This is a genomic window from Streptomyces sp. NPDC002076, from assembly GCF_053593835.1.
Genome location: NZ_JBSFDI010000006.1, coordinates 185,641 through 208,984, shown reverse-complemented (window position 1 = coordinate 208,984; position 23,344 = coordinate 185,641). Strand labels below are relative to the sequence as shown.

20 protein-coding genes are annotated in these 23,344 nt (G+C 69.7%); 10 read left to right on the top strand and 10 right to left on the bottom strand.

Annotated elements, in window-relative coordinates; all coding sequences use genetic code 11:
- Window positions 1-160 precede the first annotated feature (160 nt).
- Window positions 161-1,420 (top strand): globin domain-containing protein, encoded by a 1,260-nt coding sequence (locus ACWCQS_RS15405; RefSeq protein WP_451004882.1) that lies wholly within the window; start codon window positions 161-163, stop codon window positions 1,418-1,420.
- Between the two features lie 5 nt (window positions 1,421-1,425).
- On the opposite strand, the gene ACWCQS_RS15400 is transcribed toward ACWCQS_RS15405, so the two are convergent.
- The 5 genes from ACWCQS_RS15400 to ACWCQS_RS15380 form a co-directional block, all read right to left on the bottom strand.
- Window positions 1,426-1,908, bottom strand: a complete 483-nt coding sequence (locus ACWCQS_RS15400) for an NUDIX domain-containing protein (RefSeq protein WP_076089889.1) — start codon at window positions 1,906-1,908, stop codon at window positions 1,426-1,428.
- A gap of 88 nt (window positions 1,909-1,996) precedes the next feature.
- A complete protein-coding gene (locus tag ACWCQS_RS15395) occupies window positions 1,997-2,902 on the bottom strand; it encodes a LysR family transcriptional regulator (protein ID WP_450985987.1) in 906 nt (301 codons plus the stop codon).
- A 214-nt stretch (window positions 2,903-3,116) separates the two neighbouring features.
- A complete protein-coding gene (locus ACWCQS_RS15390) occupies window positions 3,117-4,265 on the bottom strand; it encodes a cystathionine gamma-lyase (RefSeq protein WP_451004881.1) in 1,149 nt (382 codons plus the stop codon).
- On the bottom strand, window positions 4,262-4,753 hold the full coding sequence (locus tag ACWCQS_RS15385; RefSeq protein WP_451004880.1) for a low molecular weight protein-tyrosine-phosphatase: 492 nt from the start codon (window positions 4,751-4,753) through the stop codon (window positions 4,262-4,264). Before ACWCQS_RS15385 ends, ACWCQS_RS15390 begins: the two co-directional genes overlap by 4 nt.
- 7 nt (window positions 4,754-4,760) lie before the next feature.
- Window positions 4,761-5,138 carry a phage holin family protein gene (locus tag ACWCQS_RS15380; RefSeq protein WP_388622688.1) on the bottom strand — a complete coding sequence of 126 codons (378 nt, stop codon included), beginning with the start codon at window positions 5,136-5,138 and terminating at the stop codon, window positions 4,761-4,763.
- 57 nt (window positions 5,139-5,195) lie between these two features.
- On the opposite strand from ACWCQS_RS15380, the gene ACWCQS_RS15375 reads away from it, so the two are divergent.
- The 4 genes from ACWCQS_RS15375 (at window position 5,196) to ACWCQS_RS15360 (ending at window position 7,589) form a co-directional block, all read left to right on the top strand.
- Window positions 5,196-5,513, top strand: coding sequence for a cupin domain-containing protein (locus ACWCQS_RS15375; RefSeq protein ID WP_451004879.1), 318 nt, complete (start codon window positions 5,196-5,198; stop codon window positions 5,511-5,513).
- A 165-nt stretch (window positions 5,514-5,678) separates the two neighbouring features.
- A complete protein-coding gene (locus ACWCQS_RS15370; RefSeq protein ID WP_451004878.1) occupies window positions 5,679-5,891 on the top strand; it encodes a DUF5326 family protein in 213 nt (70 codons plus the stop codon).
- Window positions 5,892-6,109: 218 nt separating this feature from the next.
- Complete coding sequence (locus tag ACWCQS_RS15365; RefSeq protein ID WP_451004877.1) at window positions 6,110-7,051, top strand: helix-turn-helix domain-containing protein; 942 nt, start codon at window positions 6,110-6,112, stop codon at window positions 7,049-7,051.
- A gap of 100 nt (window positions 7,052-7,151) precedes the next feature.
- Entirely contained in the window at window positions 7,152-7,589 is a 438-nt protein-coding gene (locus tag ACWCQS_RS15360) for an SsgA family sporulation/cell division regulator (protein WP_451004876.1), read from the top strand.
- 220 nt (window positions 7,590-7,809) lie between these two features.
- Here the strand turns inward: ACWCQS_RS15360 and ACWCQS_RS15355 are convergent, their stop codons facing one another.
- Window positions 7,810-9,315, bottom strand: coding sequence for a YibE/F family protein (locus ACWCQS_RS15355; protein ID WP_451004875.1), 1,506 nt, complete (start codon window positions 9,313-9,315; stop codon window positions 7,810-7,812).
- A 241-nt stretch (window positions 9,316-9,556) separates the two neighbouring features.
- Here ACWCQS_RS15355 and thiC point away from each other — a divergent pair, with 241 nt between their 5' ends.
- Window positions 9,557-11,341, top strand: a complete 1,785-nt coding sequence (thiC, locus tag ACWCQS_RS15350; protein WP_451004874.1) for a phosphomethylpyrimidine synthase ThiC — start codon at window positions 9,557-9,559, stop codon at window positions 11,339-11,341.
- Between the two features lie 163 nt (window positions 11,342-11,504).
- Here thiC and ACWCQS_RS15345 read toward each other — a convergent pair whose 3' ends face one another.
- The 3 genes from ACWCQS_RS15345 to ACWCQS_RS15335 form a co-directional block, all read right to left on the bottom strand.
- Window positions 11,505-12,368: a hypothetical protein gene (locus ACWCQS_RS15345; RefSeq protein ID WP_451004873.1), complete on the bottom strand. Its 864-nt coding sequence runs from the start codon at window positions 12,366-12,368 to the stop codon at window positions 11,505-11,507.
- A gap of 180 nt (window positions 12,369-12,548) precedes the next feature.
- On the bottom strand, window positions 12,549-13,628 hold the full coding sequence (locus tag ACWCQS_RS15340; RefSeq protein ID WP_451004872.1) for a metallophosphoesterase: 1,080 nt from the start codon (window positions 13,626-13,628) through the stop codon (window positions 12,549-12,551).
- A gap of 282 nt (window positions 13,629-13,910) precedes the next feature.
- On the bottom strand, window positions 13,911-15,023 hold the full coding sequence (locus tag ACWCQS_RS15335) for a LacI family DNA-binding transcriptional regulator (protein ID WP_451004871.1): 1,113 nt from the start codon (window positions 15,021-15,023) through the stop codon (window positions 13,911-13,913).
- A 431-nt stretch (window positions 15,024-15,454) separates the two neighbouring features.
- Between ACWCQS_RS15335 and hisC the strand changes: the two genes are divergently transcribed.
- The gene (hisC, locus tag ACWCQS_RS15330; RefSeq protein WP_451004870.1) at window positions 15,455-16,534 is read left to right on the top strand and encodes a histidinol-phosphate transaminase; all 1,080 of its coding nucleotides are present in this window, start codon (window positions 15,455-15,457) and stop codon (window positions 16,532-16,534) included.
- A 13-nt stretch (window positions 16,535-16,547) separates the two neighbouring features.
- On the opposite strand, the gene ACWCQS_RS15325 is transcribed toward hisC, so the two are convergent.
- Window positions 16,548-16,925, bottom strand: a complete 378-nt coding sequence (locus tag ACWCQS_RS15325) for a cyclophilin-like fold protein (RefSeq protein WP_451004869.1) — start codon at window positions 16,923-16,925, stop codon at window positions 16,548-16,550.
- Between the two features lie 206 nt (window positions 16,926-17,131).
- Here ACWCQS_RS15325 and ACWCQS_RS15320 point away from each other — a divergent pair, with 206 nt between their 5' ends.
- The 3 genes from ACWCQS_RS15320 to cydD are packed head-to-tail and all read left to right on the top strand — an operon-like array spanning window position 17,132 to window position 23,337.
- Complete coding sequence (locus ACWCQS_RS15320) at window positions 17,132-18,640, top strand: cytochrome ubiquinol oxidase subunit I (RefSeq protein ID WP_451004868.1); 1,509 nt, start codon at window positions 17,132-17,134, stop codon at window positions 18,638-18,640.
- Window positions 18,641-18,655: 15 nt separating this feature from the next.
- A complete protein-coding gene (gene cydB / locus ACWCQS_RS15315) occupies window positions 18,656-19,675 on the top strand; it encodes a cytochrome d ubiquinol oxidase subunit II (protein ID WP_451004867.1) in 1,020 nt (339 codons plus the stop codon).
- A gap of 59 nt (window positions 19,676-19,734) precedes the next feature.
- Window positions 19,735-23,337 (top strand): thiol reductant ABC exporter subunit CydD, encoded by a 3,603-nt coding sequence (gene cydD, locus ACWCQS_RS15310; RefSeq protein ID WP_451004866.1) that lies wholly within the window; start codon window positions 19,735-19,737, stop codon window positions 23,335-23,337.
- The last annotated feature ends 7 nt before the right edge of the window (window positions 23,338-23,344 follow it).

Here is a 23,344-nt window from a genome sequence, read left to right as displayed (position 1 = left end):
AGATCCACGTTTCCGGGTATGTGACCGCGGCAGCCGATCGGGATGCAACGCTGCGGGGTGCTACGGCTGGCCGCCCGCCGGGGGAAAGCATGCACCTTCTCCTTCTCCAAGAGGAGGAGGTGCGCAGACCGACCGCAAGACGTTCGAGGCGAGGCACACCATGGACGCTCCGACCACCACGTCGGGGGAGAACGGCACGCCGGGCGGAGGCGGCTGGTTCACTCCGCTCACGGCATCGTCGGCACCCCCGCCGGACAGCCCCGAGCCCATTCCGGCTCAGCGGCCGGCGCCGGCCGTCCAGGAGGGATCCCCGGACGCCATCCTCATACGCCGCACGATGGCTGAGATAGCACCGATCGCCGACAAGGTCACCTCTTACTTCTATGCGTTGCTGTTCGTCCGCCACCCCGAGCTGCGGGCGCTGTTCCCGGCCGCGATGGACCTCCAGCGGGAGCGTCTGCTGAAGGCGTTGCTCACTGCGGCCGAGCATCTGGACAACACATCGGTCCTCGTCGACTACCTGCAGAGCCTGGGCCGTGGACACCGCAAGTACGGGACGCGCGCCGAGCACTATCCGGCCGTTGGGGAATGCCTGATCGGCGCGTTGAGCAGGTACGCCGCCACCGTCTGGAGCCCGGAGGCCGAGGCGGCCTGGGTGCGGGCGTACACGACGATCTCCCAGATCATGATCGACGCCGCGGCGGCGGACGAACTGCGTTCTCCGGCCTGGTGGTACGCCCAGATCGTCTCCCACGACCTCAGAACCCCCGACGTCGCGGTCCTCACCGTCCGCCCCGACCAGCCCTATCCTTTCCTCGCAGGCCAGTACACGAGCGTGGAGACGCCCTGGTGGCCACGGGTGTGGCGGCACTACTCGTTCGCGTCCGCGCCGCGCTCGGACGGTCTGCTGACGTTCCACGTGAAGGCCGTACCGGCCGGCTGGGTCTCCAATGCGCTGGTGCACCGCGCCCGGCCCGGAGACGTCATACGCCTCGGGCCGCCGACCGGCTCCATGACCGTCGACCATACGACCAACAGCGGACTGCTCTGTCTGGGCGGCGGCACCGGCATAGCGCCCATCAAGGCTCTGGTCGAGGACGTCGCCGAGCGTGGAGAGCGTCGGCCCGTCGAGGTGTTCTACGGCGCCCGCACCGACCACGACCTCTACGACATCGACACCATGCTGCGGCTCCAACAGAGCCATCCCTGGCTGTCGGTCCGGGCGGTCATCGATCAGCGGGCCCACATCCAGCTCCCCGATGCCGTGCGCGACTATGGCCCCTGGAACGAGTACGACGCCTATCTCTCGGGCCCGCCCGGAATGATCCGCAGCAGCATCGACGCACTCCGCGACATCGGTGTTCCATCGAGCCGCATACGGCATGACTCGGTGGAGGAGCTGCTCGTCGTCGGGAACTGAGCGCTCTAACCGAGGTCGGGAGCGTGCATGGCGCGCACCCCCTCGATGTTGCCGTCGAGATAGTGGCGCAGTGACAGCGGGACCAGGTGGACGGAGGCGATGCCGACGCGGGTGAACGGGACGCGGACGATCTCGTACTCGCCGGCCGGCTCGTCCACTTCGGGCCCGTGCCGCAGGGCCGGGTCCATGGACTCCAGCCGGCAGACGAAGAAGTGCTGCACCTTCACACCGGTCGCGCCGCCGTCCTCACCGATGTGCTCGACGGTGTCCACGAAGCACGGCACCACATCGGTGATCTTGGCGCCGAGTTCCTCTGACACCTCCCGGTGCAGGGCATCCACGACGGTCGGGTCCCCGGGCTCGACCCCGCCACCGGGAGTGACCCAGTAGGGATCGACACCAGGCTTGGTGCGCTTGATCAGGATCAGGTCGTCACCGTCGAGAAGAACGGCACGGGCGGTGCGCTTGACCACGGGTCGGACGGTCATGGGAGAAATGTGGCCCGGCTGGTTCCACGTGAAACATCGCAAAGAGTCACCTTGCCATCACTCTGCGTTGATGTTGTGCCGGAGGACCTCAGCACCAGGTCGTGGCCGCCCGCTGAAGCCACTCGTGGGCCCGCGCGATATGGGGCATGGCGAGGGTGCCGGTGCGCACCACCAGGAAATACGTGCGCAGCGGCGGCACCGCCGGATCGTGCAGCGTCGCGATCGTGCCGTCGTCGAGGGCCGCGGCACACAGATAGCGGGGCAGCACGGCGAGCCCCGCACCGGCGATGGTGCATGCGAGCACCGCGCGTAGATCCGGGACGATGACCGTGCCCGAGGCGGCCGGACGGGAATCGAAGACGGAGGCCCAGTAGCGCGAGACGAAGGGCAGCGACTCGTGGACCTCCACGACGGGGAGATCCTCCAGCGCGGGTGCCCCCTTCAGCCGCAGCGCCTCCGCACCGATCCGCTCGACCCAGCGAGGCGCGGCGACCAGTACGTGTTCCTCGTCGCAGAGCGGAGTCGCGGTCAGCAGGGCGCCGCGCGGACGGGCTGTACTGATGGCCAGATCATGGTGTCCGGAGGCCAGTCCCTCCAGTGTTTCCTCCGCCGTGCCGAAGGAGGCGCGGAGCGCGAATCCCTGGCCGTCGTCGCCGGTCAGCTCCGTCAGGGCCGGCAGGGCGCGTTCGGCGGTGAACTCGGGCGGGCCGGCGAGGTGCAGGGTTCTGAGCGAGGACTCGTCGTCCAGGCCGCTCTCGGCTATCTCCACCAGGGCATCGAGATGGGGAGCGGCCTTGTGGGCGAGTTCGTCGCCGATGGTCGTCGGGGTCACCCCGCGTGCCTGGCGGAGGAAGAGAGGCTTGCCGAGCTGCCGTTCCAGCGTGCGGATCTGCGAGGTGACGGCAGGCTGGGAGAGGCCGAGCAGAGCGGCGGCGCGAGTGAAGGAGCCAGCCCGGTGCACAGTGACGAAGGTGCGCAGCAAGGCCAGGTCCATGGCGTGCACTCCCCTATCCCTGCCTCCTCCGGCCCCCGGGCAGGCCCCAACTATAAATAAGTCGATAGGTCTCTGTCGCTAGCGTGATTGGACACTGACGGAGAGTCAACTAGCCTTGTTCGCGCGGTTCTTCGCGCGCAGGAACCGAAGACGGTCCGAGCCACGAGGGGGGAGGCTCGGACCGTCGCGCACCGTCGGCCGGACGGCCACCAGCTCACTCGGCGGACTCGTCCAGGGCCCGCAGCAGGTCGGCGATCAGGTCCTCGGGGTCCTCGGCGCCGACGGACATACGGATGAAGCCTTCCGGTACCGCGTCCCCGCCCCAGCGGCGACGGCGCTCGGCCGTGGAACGCACACCGCCGAAGCTCGTGGCGTCCTCCACCAGGCGCAGGGCGTCGAGGAAACGCTCTGCACGCGCGCGCGTGGGCAGCGTGAAGGAGACCACGCAGCCGTAGCGGCGCATCTGCTGCGCGGCGGTCTTGTGCGAGGGGTCGTCGGGCAGTCCGGGATAGCGCAGGCCGGACACCTCGGGCCGCTGCTTCAGCGCCTCGGCGACCGCGAGGGCGGTGGCGTTCTGCCGGTCGACGCGCAGCTGGAGCGTGGCGATGGACCGGTGCGCGAGCCAGGCCTCCATGGGGCCGGAGATCGCGCCGACGATCTTGCGCCAGCGCCGTACGGCGGCCATGGCCTCCGCGTCGCGGCCGGCGACATAGCCCAGCAGCACGTCACCGTGGCCGGTGAGCTGCTTGGTGCCGCTGGCCACGGAGAAGTCGGCGCCCAGCTCCAGCGGGCGCTGCCCGAGCGGGGTGGCGAGGGTGTTGTCGACGGCCACCAGCGTGCCCTGCGCATGGGCCGCCGCCGCCAGCCGCCGGATGTCGCACACGTCGAGCCCCGGGTTCGACGGGGACTCGATCCACAGCAGTCGGGCGCCCTCGAGCACCTCCAGCTGGGCATCGCCACCGGTGGGGGCGGTGCGTACCTCGACGCCGTACGCCTCCAGCTGGGCGCGGACCAGCGGCAGCACCTGATAGCCGTCGGAGGGCAGTACGACCGCGTCCCCGGCGCGCAGCTGGGAGAACAGCACGGAGGAGATCGCCGCCATACCGGAGGCGAAGACCAGCGTCTCGACGTCGTCCCGCCCGGGCGCCTCCAGCTCGCCGATGGCCCGCTCCAGCAGCGTCCAGGTCGGGTTCTCGTCACGGCCGTAGAGATACGTGCCCGTCGCCTCGCCGGGCAGATGGAAATGCGCCGCGAACACCGGTCCGGGCAGGGTCGGCTCGTGCTTGACCGGTTCGGGCAGTCCGGCGCGTACCGCGCGCGTGCCGTCGCCGGTACGGCCCTGGTCCTCGGGGGTGTCGCTCATGCGGCCCGTCCTTCCAGCTGCTCGCGTACGGCGGCGAGCAGACCGGCGCTCGCCGCCTCCACCATCTCGAGGCACTCCTCGAAGCCGTCCCGGTGTCCGTAGTACGGATCCGGCACGTCCAGGTCGTCACCGGCGGCGGGATCGTACGAACGCAGCAGGCGGACCTTGCGCGCGTCCTCCTCCGTCGGCGCGAGGCGACGCAGGGCCTTGAGATGACCGGCGTCGAGGGCGATCACCAGGTCGAGGCGGGAGAACCACGACGGCTGGAACTGGCGCGCGACGTGATCGCTGTCGTAGGCGTGCTCCTCGAGGACCGACACGGTCCGCGGGTCGGCGGGCTCGCCCTCGTGCCAGCCGCCGGTGCCGGCGCTGTCGACCGCCACCCGGTCCTCGAGGCCGGCCTGAGCCACGCGCGCGCGGAAGACGGACTCGGCCATCGGGGAGCGGCAGATGTTGCCGGTGCACACGAAGCAGACGCGGTAGGTCATGGTGCGCTCAGTCCTCGTCGGGCAGGACGACGTGCAGCGCCCAGGAGACGACGGAGACGATCAGGCCGCCGATGACGGCCGTCCAGAAGCCCTGTACGTGGAAACTCAGGTCGAGCTTGCCGCAGACCCAGGAGGTCAGCAGCAGCATCAGCGCGTTCACGACCAGGGTGATCAGGCCCAGGGTCAGGATGAACAGCGGGAAGGTGAGCACCTTCACGATGGGCTTGACCAGCCAGTTCACCAGGCCGAAGATCAGGGCGACGACGATCAGCGTGCCGGCCTTCTTGGCCGTGCTGTCACCCGTCAGAGTGATCTTGTCCAACAGCCACACGGCGACCGCCAGGGCGCCCGCGTTGGCGATCGTCTTGACTACGAAATTCTTCATGTGTCTGATCGTGGCAGACCGGATCGGAACTGAGCAGAGGCGAGGGCGACAGCGGCGATGAAGGCATTCCGGCTGGACGAACTGGAGGCGGAGCGCGCCGCCAACGAGGGGGCCTACCTTCAGTTCCTGCGGGAGCGGAACATGTCCGTCGGCCTGTACGCCCTCAATGCGGGCGAGCACGACCCGCAGACGCCGCACAAGCAGGACGAGGTGTACTTCGTCGTCAGCGGCCGGGCGTCCGTCACGGTGGGACTGGAGACAACCGAGGTGGCGCGGGGCAGCGTGGTGTACGTGCCGGCCGGGGTCGCGCACAAGTTCCATCACATCAGCGAGGACCTGAGGGTTCTCGTCGTCTTCTCTCCGCCCGAGGCGTGAGACCGGACCCCGGGGTTCCCTAGGGGACGGGTCAGGGGAGGACAAGGGGCGCGAGGCCCCCGCGGACCCCCTTGTCGGCCCTAGCATCGAGTGCAGAACATCAAGGCCGTGCGTGACAAGCGCGTACGAGCACTCAGACGTACGAGAAGGCAAAGGACGAGGGCGATGCGAGAGATTTTCGCGGGACTGCCGTGGTGGGTGAAGTGGGTCGCGGTGCCGGTCATCGCCCTGGTCGTCTTCGGCAGCCTGATAGCGACCGTGGTCGGGATCGTGATCGGCCTGCTGTTCAAGGCGCTGGTCTTCGTCGCCCTGGTCGGCGGACTCATCTACGTCGTGCGCAAGTTCATGTCGAACTCCTCGTCGCGCGGCGACTGGTGACCGATCCGGGGTCTGGTCTGCGGCAACGGGATCATCGGCTCCCGGCAAGGTGAACCCGTGGCTTCCCTCGGGCGAGGGAAGTTTCCCCGTGCGGCCGTCAGCATGCGGCGGCGCACGATTAGAGTCCGGAAATCCCGCGGGGTCCAGCCCCGCGGACGGCGCAGACCCCTCCGTGCTCTTCCCGGCACGGGCTGCCCCTCCCGCTCCCGGAGTGACCCTTGGCCACGGTTGACACCGCCCCGGCAGGACCGTACGCACCCCACGACCCACCGCGTTCCTGCGCCCCGCCCACCCAGCGGCCGCCTTCCATCGCGGTCCCCGAACAACCGCACCCCACCGACGTCTCCGGGCCACCGCGCCCCGCCGACGCTCCTGGCCCACCGCACCCCACGGTCGCCCACGGGTCCCCGGCCGCCGCGACGCTCATCGGATCCGTCCAGCGCGCCATGCGCCTGCTGGAGTCCGTAGCCGCACATATGTACGGCGCCCCCGCCAAACAACTCGCCCGCGAGACCGGCCTCGCCCTCCCGACGACGTACCACCTGCTGCGCACCCTGGTACACGAGGGCTATCTCCGGCGTGAGAAGGGGCTGTTCTTCCTCGGCGAGGCGGCCGAACGGCTGGGCAGCAGCGGAGCCCAGCAGAAACGTCGCAGCGCGGTGGCGGACACGCTCGCGCACTGGCGCGATTCCATCGGTGTGCCGGTGTACTACGCGATGTACCAGGACGGCGATATCGACGTCATGTGCGTCTCCGACTCCCCCGAGGCGCCGGCGGTCGAGGAATGGGCCGACTTCCGCGAGACCGGCCACGCGCACGCCATCGGGCAGTGCCTGCTCTCCCAGCTGGACGAGGACGCCCGCCGCGACCATCTCGCGCGCTACCCCGTGCAGTCCATCACGCCGTACACGGTGCGCGACAACGACGCCCTGTTGCGGCGGCTGGCCCGGATGCCGCGCATGGAGCCGGTCGTGGAGCGTCAGGAGTACGCGCTCGGGACGGTGTGCGCGGCGGTCCCGATCACGGTCGGCACCACCGTGGCCACGATGGCCATGTCGCTGCCCGTCCACCAGGCCGACCGGCTGCTGCCCGCGGCGCGCCGGCTGCAGACGGAGATCGGGCGGCATCTCGGGACGCTCACCCTCTCTATCAGTATCTGAAAACTTACTCCTTGTGATCTGCTGTGTACGTTCAGCAAGATTTGACCACGGTTAGAGGGATCAATCCCGGCCAGTCGACGTCCATATGACGGGGTAGACGATGCGCGAGTCCGTACAGGCAGAAGTCATGATGAGCTTTCTCGTGTCGGAGGAGCTCTCCTTCCGCATCCCCGTGGAGTTGCGCTACGAGACCGGTGATCCCTATGCCGTGCGGCTCACCTTCCATCTGCCCGGTGACGCCCCGGTGACCTGGGCGTTCGGACGCGAGCTGCTGATCGACGGCGTCGGTCGGCCATGCGGGGAAGGGGATGTGCACATCGCTCCCGTCGACACCGAGGTGCTGGGCGAGGTACTGATCAGGCTTCAGGTCGGCGGCGACCAGGCTCTGTTCCGCTCCTCCGCGCCGCCACTCGTGGCCTTCCTGGACCGCACGGACAAGCTCGTGCCGCTCGGCCAGGAGGGCGCGCTGGCCGACTTCGACGCCCATCTGGAAGAGGCCTTGGACCGCATCCTGGCCGAGGAACAGAGCGCCGGCTGAAGCGTTACGGCACGGGGCGCCGGATGCTGCGCCGGGCCGCGTGGAGGCATGCAGGAACGCTTCTGCGTGGGTGCGAGACTCGGCAGCTCACCGTGTCTCGCACCGGCCGCAGAGGGGGCCACTGCTCCTTGGGTCGGCCGCAGTAGGACGGGTCCGCCCCAGCCTCCCGCATGCCTCCGGCGCGCCTTACGCGCCGGTCCCGCGAGACGGCCCGGCGGACCTACCGCTTCCGGCGGCGCCCCCTGCCGCCGCGTGCCGGGAGGGGCTGTGCCCCTGACTGTGCCGGGATGCCCGGGCCGGGGCGGTCGGCCGAGACCACGAGGGCGGCGAGCGCGGTGGTGACCGGGACCGAGGCGACCAGACCGATCGAGCCCACCAGCGTGCGCACGATCTCCTCGGCCACCAACTCGCTGTTGGCCACGGTCCCGACGCTGCTCTGCGCGATCGAGAACAGCAGCAGCAACGGCAGCGCGGCACCGGCGTAGGCGAGGACGAGGGTGTTGACCACGGAGGCGATGTGGTCGCGGCCGATCCGGATGCCCGCCCGGTACAGCCCGCGCCAGCCCATCGTCGGGTTGGCCTCATGCAGCTCCCAGACGGCCGACGTCTGCGTCACGGTCACGTCGTCGAGGACGCCGAGCGAGCCGATGATGACACCGGCCAGCAGCAGACCGCTCATGTCGATCGACGGATACAGACCGTGGATCAGGCCGGTGCTGTCGTCCGTGTTGCCGGTGAGGGCGGCCCAGCCGATGAACTGCGATCCGAGGAAGCCGATCAGCAGCAGCGAGGCAAGGGTGCCGAGCACCGCCACCGAAGTGCGGGCCGACAGGCCGTGGCACATGTACAGGGCGAGCAGCATGATGGTGCTCGCCCCGACGACCGCCACGAGCAGCGGGTTCGAACCCTGGAGGATCGCGGGCAGGATGAACTGGGTCAGCACCAGGAAGCTGACGGCCAGTGCGACGAGTGCCATCACGCCACGCAGCCTGCCGACCACCACGACGGCGAGCGCGAAGATCCCCGCGAGCAGGGTCATCGGGAACTTCCGGTTCACATCGGTCACCGAGTACTGCAGGTCCTTCGGTGCCGAGGGCTCGTACGCAGCCACCACCTGCTCGCCCTGGTGCAGTTGCCGGCTCTGGTCCGGCTGCACGATCTCGATGAACGTACGGCCCCGGTCCTTACCGGTGTCGACCCGGACGGTCGCCTTCTTGCAGCTTCCCTTCGCCCCCTGATCCGCCGAGGTGCCCGAGGCGGTGGAGGTGTCAGCGGTAAGGGCGCCACCGGCGGCGTTCACCGACTTGCAGCTCACCTCGACGACCCTGGTGACCGTGGCCTGTTGGGTCTCCCGGTCGAAGCCGACGCCGCTGCGTTTGTGGGGTGGGGCTCCCCCGGGCCAGAGCACCACCAGTCCGACGACGACCGCCACGGTGAAGGGGACCAGGATCGCGGCGATGACCTTGCGCAGGTGCTTGGAGACGGGGGCGGCGGGCCCATGGCTGTGGCTGTGACCGTGTCCATGGCCATGGTCCTGCTCGTGGTCGTGCTCACGACCGTGCCCATGGTCCTGCCTGTGGCCGTGACCGTGTGCCTGCCGGTGGCCATGACCACGACCGTCGTCGCGGCTGCCCTCCCGCTCGGAGGCGCGGTCGTCACCCTGCCCTGAGCCCGGTGAGCGGTGCGGCTCGGGCGGCCGATATGGGTACTGCTGCATCCTGGTCACCGCCCGATCATCGCAACACCGGCAGGGGCCCACTGTTCACCGCGCCACATATGACGCTAGCGTGGAGGCACCTTTGCACACGCGGGAGCTCGGAGCACCGGGCTGAGAGGGCGCTGACCTCCGTACGCGCGATGTTTCACGTGGAACAAGCGATGTTCCGCGCGGAATGCCGCCAGACGGAAACCGCTGCGTCGACCGCCGAACCTGTTACCGGGTAATGCCGGCGTAGGGAGTAGGTCTCATGACCAACAAGGACGCACGCACGCCTGCCTCCGTCCAGGACGAGAAGTCCCAGGAGGCCGGGAAGTCCATCGGATGGCACAAGGCGTACGTCGAGGGTTCGCGCCCCGACCTGCGCGTGCCGGTCCGTCAGGTGCACCTCACCAACGGGCAGTCGGTCACGCTGTACGACACGTCGGGCCCGTACACCGATCCGCTCGTCGACACCGATGTCCGCAGGGGCCTGCCGCCGTTGCGGGAGAACTGGATCATCGCCCGCGGTGACACCGAGGAGTACGCGGGCCGTCCCGTCCGTCCCGAGGACGACGGGATCAAGCACACCTCGCCGCGCGGCGGGCTGCGCAACCTGGACGCGGTCTTCCCCGGACGGCCGCGCCAGCCGCGCCGGGGCCGCGGCGGCGAGGCGGTGACGCAGCTCGCGTACGCCCGCCGCGGTGAGATCACTCCGGAGATGGAGTACGTGGCAATCCGGGAGAACGTTTCCCCGGAGGTGGTCCGCGAGGAGATCGCGGCGGGTCGGGCGGTGCTGCCGGCCAACGTCAACCACCCGGAGATCGAGCCGATGATCATCGGCAAGCGGTTTCTGGTGAAGGTCAACGCCAACATCGGCAACTCGGCGGTGACCTCCTCCATCGAGGAGGAGGTGGAGAAGATGACCTGGGCGACCCGCTGGGGCGCCGACACGGTCATGGACCTGTCCACCGGCCGCAACATCCACACCACCCGCGAGTGGGTGCTGCGCAACTCCCCCGTCCCCATCGGCACGGTGCCGCTCTACCAGGCCCTGGAGAAGGTCGACGGCAAGGCCGAGGAACTGACCTGGGAGATCTACAAGGACACGGTCATCGAGCAGGCCGAGCAGGGCGTGGACTACATGACCGTCCACGCGGGCGTCCGTCTGCCGTACGTGCCGCTCACCGCCAACCGCAAGACGGGAATCGTCTCGCGCGGCGGCTCGATCATGGCCGCGTGGTGCCTGGCGCACCACAAGGAGTCGTTCCTGTACGAGAACTTCGAGGAGCTCTGCGAGATCCTCGCCGCCTACGACGTCACGTACTCGCTGGGCGACGGCCTCCGGCCGGGGTCGATCGCGGACGCCAACGACGAGGCGCAGTTCGCGGAGCTGAAGACGCTCGGGGAACTCAACCGGATCGCCAGGCGTTTCAACGTACAGACGATGATCGAGGGCCCGGGACACGTCCCGATGCACAAGATCAAGGAGAACATCGACCTTCAGCAGGAGATCTGCGATGAAGCTCCGTTCTATACGCTCGGCCCGCTGACCACGGACATCGCGCCGGCGTACGACCACATCACCTCCGGCATCGGCGCCGCGATGATCGCCTGGTGGGGCACCGCGATGCTCTGCTACGTCACGCCCAAGGAGCACCTGGGCCTGCCCAACCGTGACGACGTCAAGACCGGCGTCATCACCTACAAGATCGCCGCGCATGCGGCCGACCTGGCCAAGGGGCACCCGGGCGCCCAGGAGTGGGACGACGCACTGTCCGACGCCCGCTTCGAGTTCCGGTGGGAGGACCAGTTCAACCTCGCGCTGGACCCGGACACGGCACGGGAGTTCCACGACGAGACCCTGCCGGCCGAGCCGGCCAAGACGGCCCACTTCTGCTCGATGTGCGGGCCGAAGTTCTGCTCCATGAAGATCTCCCAGGACATCCGCCGTCAACACGGCGGCAGCCAGGACGAGATCGAGGAGGGCATGGCCCAGAAGTCGAGGGAGTTCGCGGCGGCGGGTAACCGGGTGTACCTGCCGATCGCGGACTGAGGGCCAGGCGCAGACGGTCCGCGTTTCCGAGCCGCCGCCAGGCGTCACGTGAGGCGCGGACCCTGCCGGCGTCGGTCAAGGGCACCACGGAGGCACACCGGTGGGCCGCCCGGTCGGGCCCACGTCGGTCGGGGCGCGAGCCGTGTCCGGGCTGCCGGTGGGGTTACTCGGGCTGGTGCTCCGGGCCGCCGAAGTCGGGGCTCGTGTAGTCCGGGCTGGTGAAGCTCGGCCGGCCCGACTGGGTGCCGTCGTCGGGGCTGCTGAAACCGGGGCGGTCGTACCCCAGACGGGGCATACGGCCGCGCGGGGCGGGCGGGGTCGTGCGGTGCACGGGGGCGGCCGGTCGGGGCTCGGCGAGCGCCTCCGTGAGGAACGGCAGGATGCCGCGCTGCAGCAGGGCGTCCCGCCAGGCCTCTCTGGCGCTGTCCAGTTCCCGGTGCGCCGCGTCCAGTGCCTGGGCCTGTGGCGAGTTGCCATTGCGCAGGGCGGTGAGGAGCAGGCCGACGGCGGCGACGAGGACCGTGGCCGCGGTGACCGCGCCGAACACCCAGCCGGCGGTGAGCATGGTCTGGGCGAAGGCCTGTCCGGGGCTCAGTGTCTTCAGGATGTAGCCGACGAGCAGGAAGATCACCGCGGCGGTTCCGGAGAGGACGGGAGCCAGTACGGCGATGACTGCGACGGCGCCCGCGCCGGTGCTCTCTGCCGCCTCGCCCAAGGTGGTGACGAGCTCGGTGGTGGCCGAACTCCGGTCCGCGGGAGCGGAGTCACCGGTGGTCGAGGGGGTCATCGCCGGCTGACGCAGTTCCTGGCGGATCTTCACATAGTGCTGGTATTCGGCCGCGGCGGCGGCCGTTATCAGTGCGGTGGCGTCGAGCGCCATGGTGCGCAGTTGTTCGGGATTGAGCCGCTGTCCGACAGCGGCCAGTTCCGGTCGCTGTGGTGCGGAGCGCAGCGCCTCATCGAGGAGCCGCTCGAATTCCTGGCGGTCCTCGCTCTGCAGGTGCTGCGGAACGCTGTTCATGTGCATCCCCCGATGCTCCGTAGGGCTTGGGGCTCGCACGCCGGCGAGCCGTCGGGCAGAAACGGAGGGGAGCCTGCTACGGATAAGCCGATGGTAGAGCCGTGACGGCACACGGTGACAGGGGGTTGCCGGAAATTGCCCTCCGGCCTGTGAGTACTCCGCCGGGGCAGTCGGCCCGCCGAACGGTCAGGTGGTCAGGGGGAGTTGCCGGACCAGTAGCTTTCCGGCCATGGTCACCCCGCCGTCCATCGCGATGGCGAGCCCGTCGGCGTAGACGTGCGGGCCCTCCACGACCGGGCCGGTGCCGTCCTCGCCGTCCTCGGAGCCGACCTCGCCGAGGAGGTAGGGAATCGGGCTGTGCCCGTGAACGATGCGGGCGCCGCCGTACGTATCGAGCAGGGAGCGCACGGCGTCGGCGCCGCCCTCGTCGCGGAAGGAGAAGCGCTTGGTGAACTTGCGGAACAGATCCCAGCACTCGTCCGCGTCGTTGCGGGTGAGGGTCTCGCGGACGGTGTCATTGACCGCCTCGATGGAGTCGCCGTAGTCGAGGTAGGCGGTGGTGTCCGAGTGCACGAGCAGATAGCCGTCGACCTCCTCGACGGCGTCCAGGCGGGCCATCCACTGCAGATGGTGGTCCTGTAGGCGGTCCATGTCCGTCTTCTGGCCGCCGTTGAGCAGCCAGGCCGCCTGGAAGGTGGCGGTGCCCGCGCCGGAGTTGACGGGGGTGTCGCCGAACCGCTTGGCGCCGAGCAGCAGCAGCTCGTGGTTGCCCATGAGGGCCTTGCAGTAGCCGCCGGCCGCCGCGGCCTCGGCGGACAGCCGCATCACGAGGTCGATGACGCCGATGCCGTCGGGTCCGCGGTCGGTGAAGTCACCGAGGAACCACAGCCGGGTGGTGCCGGCGCACCACTGGCCGGAGGCGTCGATCAGCCCCTGCTCCTGCAGTGCGGCCATCAGTTCGTCGAGGTACCCGTGGACGTCCCCGACGACGAACAGCGGTCCGGGCCCGGTCGCGGGCTGCGGGGCCGGGGCCGCGGGTGCCGTCTCGACGGAGACCTGGACCGTCTTCGTGCGGTCGATGACCGGGAGGTCGCGCTGGGTGGGTGTGTAGTCGTCGGGGTACGCCTGGTCGGCGGCCGACGCGGTGTCGCCCGGGTGGGCGGTGTTGACGTACGGTCCGGTCTCGTGGACGTACGCAGGCACCCGGAAGTCGCGCAGCGTTGCCGTCCGCTCCACTTCGGGTCCCTGACCGGCCCCCTGAGTCATCAGACCCCTCCACCATCGCGCCGCATCTGCACCCCTTCGGACTGCCTGGTCGCAGCGGTCCGCGGTGTCGTGGGCCCATCATAGGAATGCGCGTCGCGCCGTGTGATGACCCAGGGGTGGTGAATCGGAACAAGACTCCAGTTCACCGCGGCTTTCGCCCCGTTTGGGCAGGTGTTCGGCCGGCTCCGCACCGGCCGAACCCCCGGCCCGCCGGTCGCCGGGCCCGCCGAGCCCCCTCGCTCGGCGGGCGCGCGTACGGGGTGAGCGCCCCGCTTTCCGGCGCTATTTCTCGTCCGGCGTCCGCGGCGGGCTGACCGTCGTGCGCGGCGGGCGCCGCTGCGAGGAGGTGCGCACGATCAGCTCGGTCGGTATCACCTGCTCGACCGGCTGGTCCGACTGCACGCCCTCGATGGCGTCGATGAGGAGCTGGACCACCGCCGTGCCGATGCGGCGGGGCTTCAGGGAGAGCGTGGTGATGGGCGGCTCGGTGCTGGCGTACACCATGGACTCGCTGCAGCACACGAGCAGCAGGTCCTCGGGGACACGCAGCCCGTAGCGCCGGGCGGCGGCCAGCAGGTCGGTGCCGTTGGGGTCGAACAGGCCGTAGACCGCGTCGGGCCGGTCGGGGCGGGCGAGCAGCCGGTCGGCGGCGACGGCGCCCGCGCACGGGTCGTGCGCCGGGTAGGCCTCGTAGACCGGGTCCTGGCCGACCCGCTCGCACCAACGCAGGTAGGCGGTGGTGGACAGGTGGGTGTACGTGTCGGTCGTCGTGCCCGTGAGCAGGCCGATGCGGCGGGCGCCGGCAGCGGCGAGGTGGTCGAGGATGCCGAGTACGGCGGCCTCGTGGTCGTTGTCGACCCAGGCGGTGACCGGCAGCGAGCCGGCCGGACGGCCGTCGGAGACGACGGGCAGGCCCTGCCGGACGAGTTCGGTCACCACCGGGTCCTGGTCGGAGGGGTCGATGACAACGGTGCCATCGAGCGCGACGTTGGACCACACGTCGTGGCGGGACGTCGCGGGCAGGATCACGAGGGCGTAGCCGCGGGCGAGCGCGGCCGAGGTGGCGGCCCGTGCCATCTCGGCGAAGTACGCGAACTCCGTGAAGGTGAAAGGTTCATCCCCGTACGTCGTCACGGTCAGGCCGATCAGGCCCGACTTGCCGGTACGAAGGGTGCGGGCGGCGGCGGAGGGACGGTATCCCAGCCGGTCGGCGACCTCGCGGACATGGCGCCGGGTGGCATCCGGGAGCCGGCCCTTGCCGTTGAGGGCGTCGGAGACGGTCGTGATGGAGACTCCGGCGGCGGCGGCCACGTCTCTGATGCCCGCCCGGCCCGGCCGGCTGCCTCGACGTGAGGTTTCCGCGCGGCTCACCTGGTGCTTCCCTGCTGCTGTCATGGCGAGCCGATAGTAGGGCTCATGCGGTGGGGTAGTGCGGACGCATATGCACGAGTTGACAGGCACGTTTCTGCATGGTCGTCCTGGGTCAACACCCTTAGAAACAAAGTCAGTTGAACGATCCTGCAGCAGGACGTGACGTGGCGACGCGTATGGACCTGCCAAGTGCCCGATGTCTCGAAGAGGTCTCAACTCACCTGCACGGGTGATGCGCGCCACGGCGCGAGCCACCGGCGCATAGATATATGTACGGCGCGCCCCCTGAAACGTACGCCTTCGTACGGTGATGACCCGGGATGGCGCCGGGACGGATGCGGTTCATGTTTTGCAGGGCCGCAAGCTGTACGCACCGAGGCCGAATCCTCATAAGGTGAGGAGTATTGGAAGCCGGCGGCGTCGACGGTCCGCCGGTGGTCGCGAGGAGGACTGCGGTGAGCGAGACGAGCCCCAAGCTGCGCGCCGAGCTGGAGGGTATCCCCACCTACAAGCCGGGCAAGCCTGCCGCGGCCGGCGGGCCGGTCGCCTACAAGCTGTCCTCCAACGAGAACCCGTACCCGCCGCTGCCCGGCGTGATGGAGAGCGTGACGGCGGCCGCCTGCGACTTCAACCGCTACCCGGACATGGCGTGCACCGGGCTGATGGCCGAGCTGTCGGAGCGCTTCGGTGTCCCGCTCTCCCACCTGGCCACCGGCACCGGCTCGGTGGGTGTCGCCCAGCAGCTCATCCAGGCCACCAGCGGTCCCGGCGACGAGGTGATCTACGCCTGGCGGTCCTTCGAGGCGTACCCGATCATCACGCAGATCAGCGGCGCCCGGTCGGTGCAGGTGCCGCTCACGCCCGGCGATGTGCACGACCTGGACGCGATGGCGGACGCGATCACCGACCGGACGCGTCTGATCTTCGTCTGCAATCCCAACAACCCGACCGGCACGGTGGTGCGGCGGGCCGAGCTGGAGCGGTTCCTCGACCGGGTGCCCGGCGATGTCCTGGTGGTGCTGGACGAGGCCTACCGCGAGTTCATCCGCGACCCCGAGGTGCCCGACGGCGTCGAGCTGTACCGGAACCGGCCCAACGTCTGCGTCCTGCGCACGTTCTCCAAGGCGTACGGGCTCGCCGGGCTGCGCGTCGGTTTCGCGATCGCCCATGAGCCGGTCGCGGCGGCGCTGCGCAAGACGGCGGTGCCCTTCGGCGTCAGCCAGCTCGCACAGGAGGCGGCGATCGCCTCGCTGCGGGCCGAGGACGAGTTGCTCGGCCGGGTCGGCTCGCTGGTGTGCGAGCGCACGCGCGTGGTCGACGCGCTGCACGCCCAGGGCTGGACGGTGCCGGAGACGCAGGCGAACTTCGTCTGGCTGCGGCTGGGGGAGCGTACGGTCGCGTTCGCTCAGGCCTGTGAGCAGCACGGTGTGGTGGTCCGGCCGTTCCCGGGCGAGGGTGTGCGGGTGACGGTCGGCGAGACCGAGGCGAACGACATCTTCCTGAAGGTGGCGGAGGCGTTCCGCAAGGAGCTGTAGCCCGGCGCGGGCTCTACTTGTCGATCAGTTCCACACGGATGGGGTCGCCGGCTCGTACGGTCGCCAGAACGCGGGCGTCCCCGTCCAGACTTCCCAGGACGTTGCACGGGCTCGCGAGGCGGCACTCGCCGCCTCGCGAGATCGGTGTCGGGCCGTAGGGGAGGGCGAGCGCGTCGCCGTCCGTCCAGAAGGCCACCGTGCCCGGCTCCACGACCTGCCGTGCGTCCGTTTCACGTGAAACAGAGATACCTGTGTCGAAATAGACCTCATCGCCCCATGTGCAGGCGCTGGAGGTGAGTGGCAGCGCCTTGGCGAGGGCCTGTGCGGTCGGGGTGTCTGCGTCGAGGGTCGCGGTGATGTTGCCCGTGGGCCAGGAGATACGTATCCGCATGGCGCGCAATTCAACAAGATGTTGAAGTCGCTGCCAAGGTCTTGACGCGGAGGCGAAGGGGGGACCCCCCGTTGGTTGCCGAAAATCAGTGAGTCATAATAGCTTGTGAATGTGAACGCGTTCACAAGCGCGTCCCGATTGTCCTGTATGTGGGCGATAAACAGGGCAAACCGCGGCTGTACCACGCCGGTAAGGAGAGTGACGACGTGGACCTGGCTTTGGCGCCGGAGACTCTGGCGCGCTGGCAGTTCGGCATCACCACCGTCTACCACTTCCTGTTCGTCCCGCTGACCATCTCCCTGGCCGCCCTCACGGCCGGGCTGCAGACGGCCTGGGTGCGCACGGAGAAGGAGAAGTACCTCAGGGCGACGAAGTTCTGGGGCAAGCTCTTCCTGATCAACATCGCCATGGGCGTCGTCACGGGCATCGTGCAGGAGTTCCAGTTCGGCATGAACTGGTCCGACTACTCGCGCTTCGTCGGTGACATCTTCGGTGCGCCGCTCGCCTTCGAGGCGCTGATCGCGTTCTTCTTCGAGTCCACCTTCATCGGCCTGTGGATCTTTGGCTGGGACAAGCTGCCCAAGAAGATCCATCTGGCCTGCATCTGGATGGTCTCGATCGGCACGATCCTGTCGGCGTACTTCATTCTCGCGGCCAACTCCTGGATGCAGCACCCGGTCGGCTACAAGATCGACAAGGCGAAGGGCCGGGCCGAGCTGACCGACTTCTGGGCCGTGCTCACCCAGAACACCGCCCTCAGCCAGGCCTTCCACACCCTGTCCGCGGCCTTCCTGACCGGCGGCGCCTTCATGGTGGGCATAGCCGCCTACCACCTGGCACGCAAGAAGCACATCCGCGAGATGAGGACCTCGCTCCGGCTCGGCCTGGTCACCGTGGTGATCGCCGGTCTGCTCACCGCGGTCAGCGGTGACACCCTCGGCAAGGTCATGTTCAAGCAGCAGCCGATGAAGATGGCGGCGGCCGAGGCCCTCTGGGACGGCCAGAAGCCGGCACCCTTCTCGATCTTCGCCTACGGCGATGTGGAGAAGAGCCACAACACGGTGGCCATCGAGATCCCGGGGCTGCTGTCCTTCCTCGCCGACGACTCCTTCACCTCGTACGTCCCCGGCATCAATGACATCAACAAGGCTGAGCAGCAGAAGTTCGGCCCGGGCGACTACCGTCCCAACATCCCGGTCGCCTTCTGGGGCTTCCGCTGGATGATCGGCTTCGGCATGGCCTCCTTCGCCATCGGCCTGGCCGGACTGTGGCTGACCCGCAAGAAGTTCATGCTGCCGCAGCATCTGCGGGTCGGCGAGGACGAGGTGCCGCATCTGGTGCTCTTCAAGAACAAGGCGCTCAGCCCCAAGCTCACGCCCTGGTACTGGCGCATCGCGACCTGGACCCTGGCCTTCCCGCTGATCGCCAACTCCTGGGGCTGGATCTTCACCGAGATGGGCCGCCAGCCGTGGGTCGTCTACGGCGTCCTGCAGACCCGGCACGCGGTCTCCCCCGGTGTCTCCCAGGCCGAGGTCCTCACCTCGATGATCGTCTTCACCTCGCTGTACGCGATCCTCGCGGTGGTCGAGGTCAAGCTGCTCGCGAAGTACGTCAAGGCCGGCCCGCCCGAGCTGACCGAGGCCGACCTCAACCCGCCCACGAAGATCGGCGGCGACACCCGTGACGCCGACAAGCCGATGGCCTTCTCGTACTAGGCCGAGGGAACAGTCATGGAACTTCACGATGTCTGGTTCGTCCTGATCGCCGTCCTGTGGACCGGCTACTTCTTCCTGGAGGGCTTCGACTTCGGGGTCGGCATCCTCACCAAGCTGCTGGCCCGCAACCGGCCGGAGCGGCGGGTGCTGATCAACACCATCGGGCCCGTCTGGGACGGCAACGAGGTGTGGCTGCTCACGGCCGGCGGCGCGACCTTCGCCGCGTTCCCGGAGTGGTACGCCACCCTCTTCTCCGGCTTCTATCTGCCGCTGCTGGTCATCCTGGTCTGCCTGATCGTCCGGGGTGTCGCCTTCGAGTACCGGGCCAAGCGGCCCGAGGAGAACTGGCAGCGCAACTGGGAGACGGCGATCTTCTGGACCTCGCTGATCCCGGCGTTCCTGTGGGGCGTGGCCTTCGGGAACATCGTGCGGGGAGTGAAGATCGACCAGCACTTCGAGTACGTCGGCAGCGTCGGGGACCTGCTCAACCCCTACGCCTTGCTCGGCGGACTGGTCACGCTCACGCTGTTCACCTTCCACGGGGCGGTCTTCACCGCGCTCAAGACCGTGGGAGACATCCGGGTGCGGGCACGGAAGCTGGCTCTGTGGGTCGGTCTCGTCACGGCCGTCGTGGCGCTCGCCTTCCTGCTGTGGACGCAGGCCCACAGCGGTGACAGCAAGAGCCTGGTGGCGCTTGTCGTGGCGGTCGCCGCCCTGGTGTCCGCACTGGTGGCCAACCAGTGCGGGCGTGAGGGATGGGCGTTCGCGCTGTCCGGCGTCACCATCGTGGCCGCCGTGGCCATGCTCTTCCTTTCGCTCTTCCCGAACGTCATGCCGTCCACGCTCAACGGGGACTGGAGCCTCACGGTCGCCAACGCCTCGTCGAGCCCTTACACCCTGAAGATCATGACGTGGCTGGCGGCCATCGCCACGCCTCTGGTGGTGCTCTATCAGGGCTGGACCTACTGGGTCTTCCGCAAGCGGATCGGCACGCAGCACATCGCTGTCGATGCTGTGGCCGACGCCGCGCACTGAGTCCGTCGATGGTGTGTTTCACGTGAAACACACCATCTGGGCCGAAGGGCACGTTTCACGTGAAACCAATCGATCCACGTCTGCTGCGGTACGCCCGCGCCACGCGCTTCTTCCTCGTGGCGGTCATCGGTCTGGGAGCCGTCGGTGCGGGGCTGGTCATCGGCCAGGCGATGCTCATCGCCGAGGTCGTCGTCGGTGCGTTCCAGCACGGGCAGTCAGTCGCTGAGCTGCGCACTCCCCTGCTGCTGTTGGCCGTCGTGGCCGTGGGCCGGTCGGTTGTCGCGTGGCTCACCGAACTCGCCGCCCATCGGGCGAGCGCGGCGGTGAAGTCCGAACTGCGGGGGCGGCTCCTCGACCGGGCGGCGGCGCTCGGTCCCGGGTGGCTGGCGGGGCAACGCACCGGTTCGCTGGTCACGCTGGCCACACGCGGGGTCGACGCCCTCGATGACTATTTCTCGCGCTATCTGCCGCAGTTGGGTCTCGCGGTGGTCGTACCGGTGGCGGTGCTGGCGCGGATCGTCACCGAGGATTGGGTGTCGGCGGCGATCATCATCGGCACCCTGCCGCTCATTCCGCTGTTCATGATGTTGATCGGCTGGGCCACACAGTCCCGGATGGACCGTCAGTGGCGGCTGCTGTCTCGGTTGTCGGGGCACTTCCTGGACGTGGTCGCCGGACTGCCCACACTGAAGGTGTTCGGCCGGGCCAAGGCGCAGGCCGAGTCCATCCGCCGGATCACTGGCGAGTACCGGCAGGCCACCATGCGGACCCTGCGAATCGCCTTCCTCTCCTCCTTCGCGCTGGAGTTGCTCTCCACGCTGTCGGTCGCCCTGGTCGCGGTGACGATCGGCATGCGGCTCGTGCACGGTGACATGGATCTGTACATCGGCCTGGTGATCCTCGTGCTGGCGCCCGAGGCGTACCTTCCCTTGCGGCAGGTCGGCGCGCAGTACCACGCGGCGGCGGAGGGGCTGGCTGCCGCGGAGGAGATCTTCAGCGTGCTGCAGACGCCGGTTCCGGCGTCCGGCACGGGTGCGGTTGCGTCTGGCGCCGTGGCCTTCGAGGGGGTCACTGTTCGCTACCCCGGTCGTTCGGCGGACGCCGTGACCGAGGTGTCGTTCAGCGTCGAGCCCGGTGAGACGGTCGCTTTGGTGGGGCCGAGCGGAGTGGGCAAGTCGACGCTGCTCAACGTGCTGCTCGGGTTCGTCTCGCCCAGCGAGGGTCGAGTGCGGGTGGGGGGAGCCGATCTCGCGGAACTCGATCTGGAGGAGTGGCGGTCGCGGATCGCGTGGGTGCCGCAGCGGCCGCATCTGTATGCCGGGACCATCGCGGAGAACGTACGGCTGGCGCGGCCCGAGGCGGACGACCGAGCCGTACGGCAGGCGCTGCGGGATGCCGGTGCGCTGGAGTTCGTGGATGCGTTGCCTGAGGGGGCAGAGACCGTGCTCGGGGAGGACGGGGCCGGGCTGTCGGCGGGGCAGCGGCAGCGGCTGGCTCTTGCACGCGCCTTTCTCGCCGACCGGCCCATGCTGTTGTTGGACGAGCCGACGGCCTCACTGGACGGGGGGACGGAGGCGGAGGTCGTGGCGGCGGTACGGAAGCTTTCGGTGGGCCGAACGGTGCTGGTGGTGGTGCACCGGCCGGCCTTGCTGGAGGTCGCGGATCGGGTGGTGCGGCTGGAGAGCGGCCGGCCTGCCAGGGGGCTCCGCCCCCTGGACCCCCGTCCTCGACCACCCGCCACCCGACTCGGCGGCCTCGGTGGGCTGGAAGAGGGCCCGCAAGGCCCCGGGGTCGGCCGGCTGGATGGTGGCTCGCAGGCCTTGGGGGTCGGTGAGCCGGAGCGGGCTCGGCCGGGGCAGGTGGGAATTGGGCCGACGGCGGCTCTGCGCGGGCAGGTGGCCTCGGCGCGGTCCCGGCGTGTGCTGGCGCGGGTTCGGGCGCTTGCCGGGCCGCGGCGGGGGCGGCTGGTGTGGGCGGCGGTGCTCGGCAGCCTCGCGCTCGGTAGTGCCGTTGGGCTGATGGCGACCTCGGGATGGCTCATCTCGCGAGCGTCGCAGCAGCCTCCGGTGCTGTATCTGATGGTGGCGGTGACGGCCACGCGGGCCTTCGGGATCGGACGGGCCGTGTTCCGGTACGCCGAGCGGCTGGTGTCGCACGACGCCGTGCTGCGGATGCTGGCCGACACCCGGGTCGCCGTGTACCGGCGCCTGGAGCGGCTCGCGCCTGCGGGGCTGCGGTCCGCCCGGCGCGGCGATCTGCTCACCCGGCTGGTCGCGGACGTCGACGAGCTGCAGGACTACTGGCTGCGCTGGCTGCTGCCCGCATCCGTCGCCGTCGTCGTCTCCGCCGCCTCCGTGGGCTTCACGGTCTGGCTGCTCCCCGAGGCCGGCGCCGCCCTCGCGGCGGGTCTCGTGGCGGCCGGCGCCGGTGTCCCGCTCGTCACCGCGACCGTGGCCCGGCGGACCGAGCGCCGGCTGGCCCCGGCCCGGGGCGCCCTCGCCACCCGCGTCACCGACCTGCTCACCGGCACCGCCGAACTGACCGTCGCCGGCGCGCTGCCCGCCCGTACGGACGCGGCCCGGCGCGCCGACGGCACCCTCACCCGGATCGCCTCTCGTACCGCCGCCGCGACGGCCCTCGGCGATGGGCTCACCGCGCTGATCTCCGGTCTGACCGTCACGGCAGCCGCCCTGCTCGGCGCCCAGGCGGTGGCCGCGGGCCGGCTCGGCGGCGTGGCGATGGCCGTGGTCGTCCTCACTCCCCTGGCCGCCTTCGAGGCCGTACTGGGGCTGCCGCTCGCCGTGCGCCACCGGCAGCGGGTGCGGCAGAGCGCGGAGCGTGTCCACGAGGTGCTGGACACTCCCGAGCCCGTGCGCGAACCCGAGCGGCCCCGGCAGGCGCCCGCCTCGCCGTTCCCGGTGGTGGTCAAGGGGCTGTCCGCCCGGTACGAGGGGCAGCGGCGGGAGGCACTGGCCGGCTTCGGCCTCACCCTGGAGCAGGGGCGGCGGATCGCGGTGGTCGGGGCGTCCGGTGCCGGGAAGACGACCCTCGCCCAGGTGCTGCTGCGCTTCCTCGACCCGCTGGACGGCTCGTACACGCTCGCCGGTGTGGACGCGTACGCGTTGGCCGGTGACGACGTACGGCGGCTCGTCGGGCTGTGTGCGCAGGACGCGCATCTCTTCGACAGCTCTGTGCGCGAGAACCTGCTGCTGGCCAGGAAGGACGCCGCCGAGGCCGATCTGCGCCGGGCGCTGGACCGGGCCCGGCTGCTGGACTGGGTGGACGGGCTGCCCGACGGCCTGGACACGCTGGTCGGCGAGCACGGGGCCCGGCTGTCCGGCGGTCAGCGGCAGCGGCTGGCGCTGGCGCGCGCCCTGCTGGCCGACTTCCCCGTCCTGGTCCTCGACGAGCCCGCCGAGCATCTGGACCTGCCGACGGCCGACGCGCTGACCGCGGATCTGCTGGCCGCCACCGAGGGCCGCACGACGCTGTTGATCACGCACCGGCTGGCGGGGCTGGAGGCGGTGGACGAGGTGATCGTGCTAGACGCGGGCCGAGTGGTGCAGCGGGGAACCTACGCGGAGCTTCTCGCGGTGGAGGGGCCGCTACGGGCGCTCGCGCGGCGCGAGGCGGACACGGAGTCGCTGGTTGGGGCGCGGTGACCCGTGT